Consider the following 7,689-nt stretch of genomic DNA (forward strand, 5'->3'; position numbering starts at 1 on the left):
TCGAGCCCGTCCGCCATCACCGTCAGCAGCCGTCGCATACGGGCGACCGCGCGGGTCACCTCGTCGTGGTCGAGGACGTCGGCCCGGTGGCCGAAGGTGATGCGCAGGGCGTCGCCCGGGGCGATGGTGAGGGTCAGCGGGTAGTGGGCGGCGTCCGTGCCGCTGATCCCGGTGACGGCGAGGCCGGGCAGCGACTGCTGCGCGGTGCGCAGGGCCTCGGCGTCCAGCGGGTAGTTCTCGAACACGGCCAGGGTGTCGAAGAGTTCGTCCAGGCCGGTGACCGCGCGTATCTCGGTCAGTCCCACGTACTGGCTGCCGAGGAGTCCGCCCTGTTCGTCCTGGAGCCGGGTCAGGAGCGCCGCGAGGGTCTCGCCGCGCTCCGGGCGGAGCCGTACCGGCACGGTGTTGATGAACAGGCCGACCATCGACTCGACGCCGGAGATCTCCGGCGGGCGGCCGGACACCGTGGTGCCGAAGACGACGTCGGGGCGCCCGGTGAGGTGGGCGAGCAGGAGGCCCCAGGCGCCCTGGACCAGGGTGTTGAGGGTGAGCCGGTGGGCCCGCGCCTGCTCGCGCAGCCGGCGCGTCGCGGGCTCGCCCAGGTCGAGGACGAGGGTCGCGGGCAGGTCGGCGGAGCCGGAGCGCGCGGCGCCCCCCGGACCGGCGAGCAGGGTCGGCGCCTCGACCCCGGCCAGGGCGGTGCGCCAGGCCTCCAGGGCGGCGGCGCGGTCCTGCCGGGCCAGCCAGGCGAGGTAGCCGCGGTAGGGGGCGACGCGCGGCAGGGCCAGGTCGTCCCCCCGGGACGCGTACAGCTCGAAGAGTTCCCGCACGAGGAGCGGCATCGACCAGCCGTCGAGCAGGATGTGATGGCTCGTCATGACCAGCCGGTGGCGTTCCGGTGCGGTGCGTACACAGGTGAAGCGCATCAGCGGCGGGGAGGCGAGGTCGAAGCGGCGGACGCGGTCGGCGGCGAGGAACGCGGCGAGGCGTTCCTCCGTCGTGCCCTCCCCGCCCGCCCCGCTCAGGTCCAGCTCCTCCAGCGGTACGGGTACCTCGCGTGCGACGGCCTGCACGGGCTCGTCCAGGCCCTCGTGGAGGAAGCCGACCCGCAGATTGGCGTGGCGCCGCAGCAGAGCGGCGACGGCGGCCCGCAGGGCGGTGGTGTCGACGTGGCCCTCAAGGTCGAGGACGAACTGCGCGGTGTAGACATCCACGTCGTGGGAGTCGTACAGCGCGTGGAAGAGCATGCCTGCCTGCAACGGCGTCAGTGGCAGTACGTCCTCCAGCTGGAAGTCGGTCACTTGCGTCCACCCCACTTGTTCTGCAGTCGGTCGATCTGGTTCTGGCTGAGCGAGACCAGAGGGAGGTCGGACGGCGTCCAGCCGCCCGCGTCGGGTCGTTCGGCGAGTTCGGCGACGGCGCGCAGGGCGCGGGTGAAGGCCTCGGTCAGCGCCTCCACGTCCGGCTCCTCCAGCAGGTCGCCGGGCCAGGTCCACCGGGTCACCAGGCGGGGGCCGTCGGCACGGTCCTCGGTGTGCGCGTTGATGTCGAGGACGTGGTGGACGGGCATCCCGGGGTCCTGGCTGCGTGGTCCGCCGCCGTCCAGCAGCACCTCCCAGTCGGCACCGCCGTCGCCCGCCCCGGGCGGGGCGGGGTACCGGCCGAGGTAGTTGAAGCCGATCTGGGGCTGGGGTGCGCCGGCCAGCGAGGCGCGGGTCGCCGGGTTGAGGTGGCGCAGCATCCCGTAGCCGACACCGTGGTCGGGGACGGTCCGCAGATGTTCCTTGACGCGTTTGAGGGCGCGTTCGACGTGGGCGGCGTCCAGGCGTGCCGGGTCGCGGGTCTCGGCGGGTCCCGGGTCGAGGCGGACCGGGTAGAGGCTGGTGAACCAGCCGACCGTACGGGAGAGGTCGACGTGGTCGGCGATCTGCTCGCGGCCGTGGCCCTCCAGGTCGAGGAGGACACCGGTGTCACCGGGCAGGTCCGTGCCGGTGGCGCCGGCCCGCTGCCCGCGCCAGGAGCGGACGGCGAGGGCGAGGGCGGTGAGCAGGACGTCGTCCACTCCCGCGTGGAACGCGGCGGGCACGGTGGTGAGCAGGTCCTTCGTCCACGCGGCCGGCAGATGGGTGACCAGGGTGCGCGTCCGGTCGGCCGTGTCCCGGGCGGGGTCGAGCGGCCGGTGGCCGAGCTGCGGGTCGGGGGTGCTCAGGGCGGCCTCCCAGAGCGGGAGTTCCGCCTCGCGGGCGGCCTCGCGCGCCTGGGAGGCGAGGAGCCCGGACCAGTGCCGGTAGGACGTGGTCACCGGGGGCAGCGCCGTCCCGGGGCCGTGGGTGGCCGTGTGCCAGGCGGTCGCCAGGTCGTCGGCGAGGATGCGCCAGGAGACCGCGTCGACGGCCAGGTGGTGGACGACCAGCAGCAGCCGCCCGCGCGCGTGCGGTCCGGCGTCGCACCAGACGGCCTCGACCACGTTCCCCTCGGCGGGCGGGCGGCCGGACGTCCTCGGGGCCGAGGTCCGTCACGTCGAGGCGGGTGAGACGGGTGCGTGCCCGCACGGTGCCGGCGGGCAGCACCTCCAGCACGGCATCACCCCCGGGCCGGCGGCCGGTCCTCAGCCGGAGTACGTCGTGGTGGTCGACGAGGAGCTGGAGGGCCGCGACGAGGGATTCCTCGTCGGCGCCCGCCGGGGTGCGCAGCACCCCCGACTGGTTGTAGCCGTCGATGGGGCCGGGGCGCCCCAGCAGCCAGGCGGCGATGGGCGTCGGCTCCATCTCCCCGGTCCCCTGNGGGCCGCTTCTCCCGCCACGGTGAGGGCGGCCCGGACGTCCTCGGGGCCGAGGTCCGTCACGTCGAGGCGGGTGAGACGGGTGCGTGCCCGCACGGTGCCGGCGGGCAGCACCTCCAGCACGGCATCACCCCCGGGCCGGCGGCCGGTCCTCAGCCGGAGTACGTCGTGGTGGTCGACGAGGAGCTGGAGGGCCGCGACGAGGGATTCCTCGTCGGCGCCCGCCGGGGTGCGCAGCACCCCCGACTGGTTGTAGCCGTCGATGGGGCCGGGGCGCCCCAGCAGCCAGGCGGCGATGGGCGTCGGCTCCATCTCCCCGGTCCCCTGCCCGGCCGGCGCGGCGGCCGTCCCGTCGAGCGCGGTGGCGACGGCCGCGACGGCCTCGGGCGTGCGGTGCACGAAGACGTCGCGCGGGGTGACGGCGAGCCCGGCCCGGCGGACGCGGCTGACGAGCTGGATGGAGAGGATGCTGTCGCCGCCGAGCGCGAAGAAGTCGTCGTCCGTGCGGACGCCGGGGACGCCGAGGACGGAGGCGAACACGTCGCGGACGACGCGTTCCTCCGCGGTGCGCGGCTCCCCGCCCGGCCGGGCGGGCCCGGGCCGCGCCGGGCGGGGCAGGGCCCGCCGGTCCGCCTTGCCGTTGGGCAGCAGCGGCAGCGCGTCGAGGGCGACGAAGACGGCCGGGACCATGTACGGCGGCAGCACCGAGGCCAGGTGCGCGCGCACCTCGCCCTCGGCCGGGGCGCCGTCCGGCCCGGCGGCGACGGTGTACGCGACCAGGCGCCGCTCCCCGGGCCGGTCCTCGCGGACGAGGACACAGGCGGCGTCGACGGTGTCCAGCGCGGTCAGGGCGGCCTCGATCTCACCGAGCTCGATCCGGAAGCCGTGCAGCTTGACCTGGTCGTCGGCGCGGGAGACATAGGTGAGCAGTCCCCCGGCGTCCCGGCGCACGAGGTCGCCGGTGCGGTACATGCGGTCCCCGGCGGGGCCGTACGGATCGGCGACGAACCGCGCGGCGGTGAGGCCGGGGCGCCCCAGGTAGCCGCGTGCGAGGCCGTCGCCCGCGACGTAGAGCTCCCCGGTGACACCCGGCGGGACCGGCCGGAGGCCCGCGTCCAGCACGTAGGCGCGGGTGTTGTCGACGGGCCGGCCGAGCGGCACGCCGTCCGCCGCCGGGGCGTCGGTCTCCTCGGGCCGGTGGCGGTGGGCGGCGGCGTCGATGGTCGCCTCGGTGGGCCCGTACAGGTTGTGCACCTGGGCCCCCCAGTCGCGCCCGACCCGGGTGGCCAGGGCACACGGCAGGGGTTCGCCACCGCACAGGACGGCCCGCAGGGTCGCGGGCGCCTCGCCGGGGGCGGTCTCGGAGAGGACGACCGAGAGGTGCGAGGGCACGAACTGCGCGATCGTCACCCCCGCGTCCCGCATGCGGGCCAGCAGCCCGGCGGGGTCGTGGTTGGCGGCGGGCGGCACGGGGCAGGTGGAACCGCCGTGCAGGAGCGGCAGCCAGGTCTCCCAGACCGAGGCGTCGAAGCTCGGCGAGGTGCGTGCGAGGACCCGGTCGTCGTCGGTGAGCGCGAGGTGGCGGGCCATCCACGCCATGTGGTTGGTGAGGGACGCGTGGGTGACGACGACGCCCTTGGGGCGCCCGGTGGAGCCCGAGGTGTAGATCACGTACGCCGCGTCACGCGGGTCGGGGGCGGCCAGGGGCGGCACCGGGCGTCCGGCGGACCAGGCGGCGGTGTCGTCGAGCGTGAGGCGGGGCACGGACGGTACGGCGCGTGCGGCGCGGTGGGTGAGGAGCAGCGCCGGGCGGGCGTCGTCGAGCATGAGGGCGATCCGCGCCTCGGGGTACCCCAGGTCGACGGGGAGGCAGGCGGCCCCCGCCTTGGCGACGGCCAGCATCGCGACGGCCTGGTCGGCGGTGCCCTCCAGGCAGACCGCGACGAGGTCGCCGCGACCGATGTTCCTGCCGTGCAGGTGGTACGCCAGGTCGTCGGACAGCCGGTCGAGTTCGCGGAAGGAGAGGTGGCGGTCGCCGCGTACGGCGACGGCGTCGGGCGTACGGGCGCACTGGGCGCGGAACGCCTCGGGCGCGGTGCGTGCGGCCACGGGTCCGGCCGGGCCGTACGCGGCGCGCTCGACGCCCCGCCGTTCGGCCGGGTCCAGGACGTCGACGGCGTGGACGCGGGCACCGGGGTCGGCGGTGAGCGTGGTGAGCAGCCGGGTCAGCCGGGCGGCCAGCGCGTGCGCCGTCGCGGGGAGGAAGAGTTCGGTGGAGAACTCCAGGACGCCGTCGAGGCCCGCGGGCCGCCCCCCGTCGTCGAATGTCTCGCTGAAGGTGAACGTCAGGTCGAACTTGCTGATCCCGGTGTGTACGGGCTGGTGCGACACCGTGAGGCCCGGCAGGTCCACGGTGGTGCCCGCCTGGTTCTGGAGGACCAGCATGGTCTGGAACAGCGGGTGGTGGTTCTGGGCGCGGGCCGGGCTGAGGGAGTCCACCAGCCGCTCGAACGGCACGTCCTGGTGGGCGTAGGCGGCGAGGTCGAAGTCCCGCACCCGGTCGACGACTTCGCCGAAGGTGGGGTCTCCGGTCAGGTCGGTTCGCAGGACGAGGGTGTTGACGAAGAAGCCCACCAGGTCGTCGAGCGCCTCGTCGGTCCGTCCGGCGACCGCGGTGCCGAGCGGGATGTCCTCACCGGCGCCGTGCCGGGACAGGAGCACCGCCAGGGCCGCCTGGAGCACCATGAAGAGGCTACTCCCGCGGCTGTGGGCCAGCCGGGCGAGGGCCCGGTGGGTGTCGGCGCCGACGGCGAAGGGGAAGGCGTCGCCCCGGTACGCCGTGACGGCGGGCCGTGGCCGGTCGCAGGGCAGTTCGAGCAGCTCGGGGGCGCCGGCGAGGGCGGTGCGCCAGAAGTCCAGCTGCCGGGCGGCCCGGCTGGACGGGTCGTCCTCGTCGCCCAGCAGCGCGCGCTGCCACAGGGTGTAGTCGGCGTACTGGACGGCGAGCCGGGTCCAGGGCGGCTCCTCACCCTCGGTACGCGCCCGGTAGGCCTCGCCCAGGTCGCGGGCGAGCGGGGCGAGGGACCAGCCGTCACCGGCGATGTGGTGGACCAGCAGCACCAGGACGTGGGCCTCGGCGCCGAGCCGCAGCAGCCGTGCCCGAACCGGCGACAGGGCCAGCACCTCGTCGAGGCGGGCGGGTTCGGTGTAACGGGGCGTCAGGTCGAGGTCGGCGCCCTCCGCGTCGCGGACGGCCTGGCGGGGCACGCCGTCGGTGTCGGGGAAGACGGTGCGCAGGCTCTCGTGGCGTTCGATGACGTCCGCGAGGGCGCTCTCCAGGGCACCCGCGTCGAGCGGCCCCTCCAGGCGGAGCACGAGCGGCACGTTGTACGTGGCGCTGGGCCCCTCGAACCGGTTGAGGAACCACAGGCGCTGCTGGGCGGAGGAGAGCGGCAGCGGGTCGGGGCGGACCGGGGCGCGCCGCAGCGGGGTGGCGCCCTCCTCGGCCCCGTCCAGCGCGGCGGCGAGGGCCGCCGGTGTGGGGTGCTCGAAGAGGGCCTTCACCTGGACCTCCACCCCGAGGACGGTCCGGATGCGCGCGGCGAGGCGGGTGGCGAGCAGCGAGTGCCCGCCCAGCGCGAAGAAGTCGTCGTCGGTTCCCGCCCCGTCGAGGCCGAGCACGTCGGCGAAGAGCCCGCACAGGAGTTCCTCGCGGGCGGTGCGGGCACCGCGTCCGCGGACCGGGGCGTGCTGCCCGGGCGCGGGCAGGGCGCGCCGGTCCACCTTGCCGTTGACGGTCAGCGGCAACGCGTCGAGCAGGACGAACGCGGAGGGCACCATGTAGGCGGGCAGGGACCGGCCGACGGCCCGGGCCAGCTCCCCGGGGTCGGGGCGGGCCCCGGCTGCGGGCACCACGTACGCGACGAGCCGGCGGTCGCCGGGGGTGTCCTCGCGTACGACGGCGAAGGAGTCGGCGACGCCCTCGCAGCAGGCGAGCACCCCCTCGATCTCGCCGGGTTCGATGCGGTGGCCGCGCAGCTTCACCTGGCCGTCGGCGCGGGTGACGTAGGCGATCCGCCCGTCATGGGTCCACCGCACGAGGTCGCCGGTGCGGTACATGCGCCCGCCGGCCGGGTCGAACGGGTCGGCCACGAAGCGGGTGGCGGTCAGGCCCGGGAGCCCGGTGTACCCGCGCGCCACGCCGTGTCCGGCGAGGTAGAGCTCACCCACGACGCCCGGCGGCACCGGGCCCAGGCAGGCGTCGAGGACGTAGGCGCGCATGCCGTCCAGGGGGCGGCCGATGGGCGGCGGGCCCGCGGGCAGGTCGGCCGCCNCCGCCACATCGTGGCGGGTGGCGAAGGTGGTGGTCTCGGTGGGCCCGTACACGTGCAGGACCCGCACGCCGGGCGCGGCACCCGCGACCCGCTGCATGGCGTCCGGGGAGGCGAGCTCTCCCCCGGCGCAGACCAGCCGGAGACCGGCGAAGGCGCCCGGACCGGTGTCGGCGATGACGTTGAACAGGGCGGTCGTCAGGAAGACGGCCGTCACCCCGTGTTCGTGGACGGCGTCGCCGAGGGCACGGGCCTCCAGGATGCCCTCCGGTGCGACCACGATCCGGCCGCCGTTCAGGAGCGGGGCCCAGATCTCGAAGGTGGAGGCGTCGAAGACGTACGCCGAGTGCATCAGCACCGCCCGGGCGGCACCCCCGCGCCAGGCGGAGTCCGCCGTGAGCGCGGCCACGTCGGCGTGGGTGACACCGACGCCCTTGGGCAGTCCGGTCGAGCCGGAGGTGAACATCACGTAGGCGAGGGACCGGGGGCCCGGCACGGCGGCCGGACGGGCGGGCCGTCCGGGCGCGCCCCGCAGGACCCGGCCGGCCCGGTCCACCACGACGACCGGCCTGCGGC

Annotated in this window: 1 protein-coding gene and 2 pseudogenes; all 3 read right to left on the minus strand. The window is 75.8% G+C overall.

Features of this window, described 5'->3' with window-relative positions:
* Positions 1–1,301 (minus strand): condensation domain-containing protein (locus IH13_RS0127385; protein WP_031088652.1); only part of this gene is annotated, 1,301 nt, incomplete at its 3' end.
* Positions 1,298–7,115, minus strand: a pseudogene (locus IH13_RS38560) (amino acid adenylation domain-containing protein); the annotation flags it as partial. The gene IH13_RS0127385 and the pseudogene IH13_RS38560, both read right to left, overlap by 4 nt.
* A 1-nt stretch (position 7,116) precedes the next feature.
* A pseudogene (locus IH13_RS45030) lies at positions 7,117–7,689 on the minus strand (AMP-binding protein); the annotation flags it as partial.

This window comes from Streptomyces sp. NRRL WC-3549 (assembly GCF_000721935.1).
GTDB lineage: Bacteria > Actinomycetota > Actinomycetes > Streptomycetales > Streptomycetaceae > Streptomyces.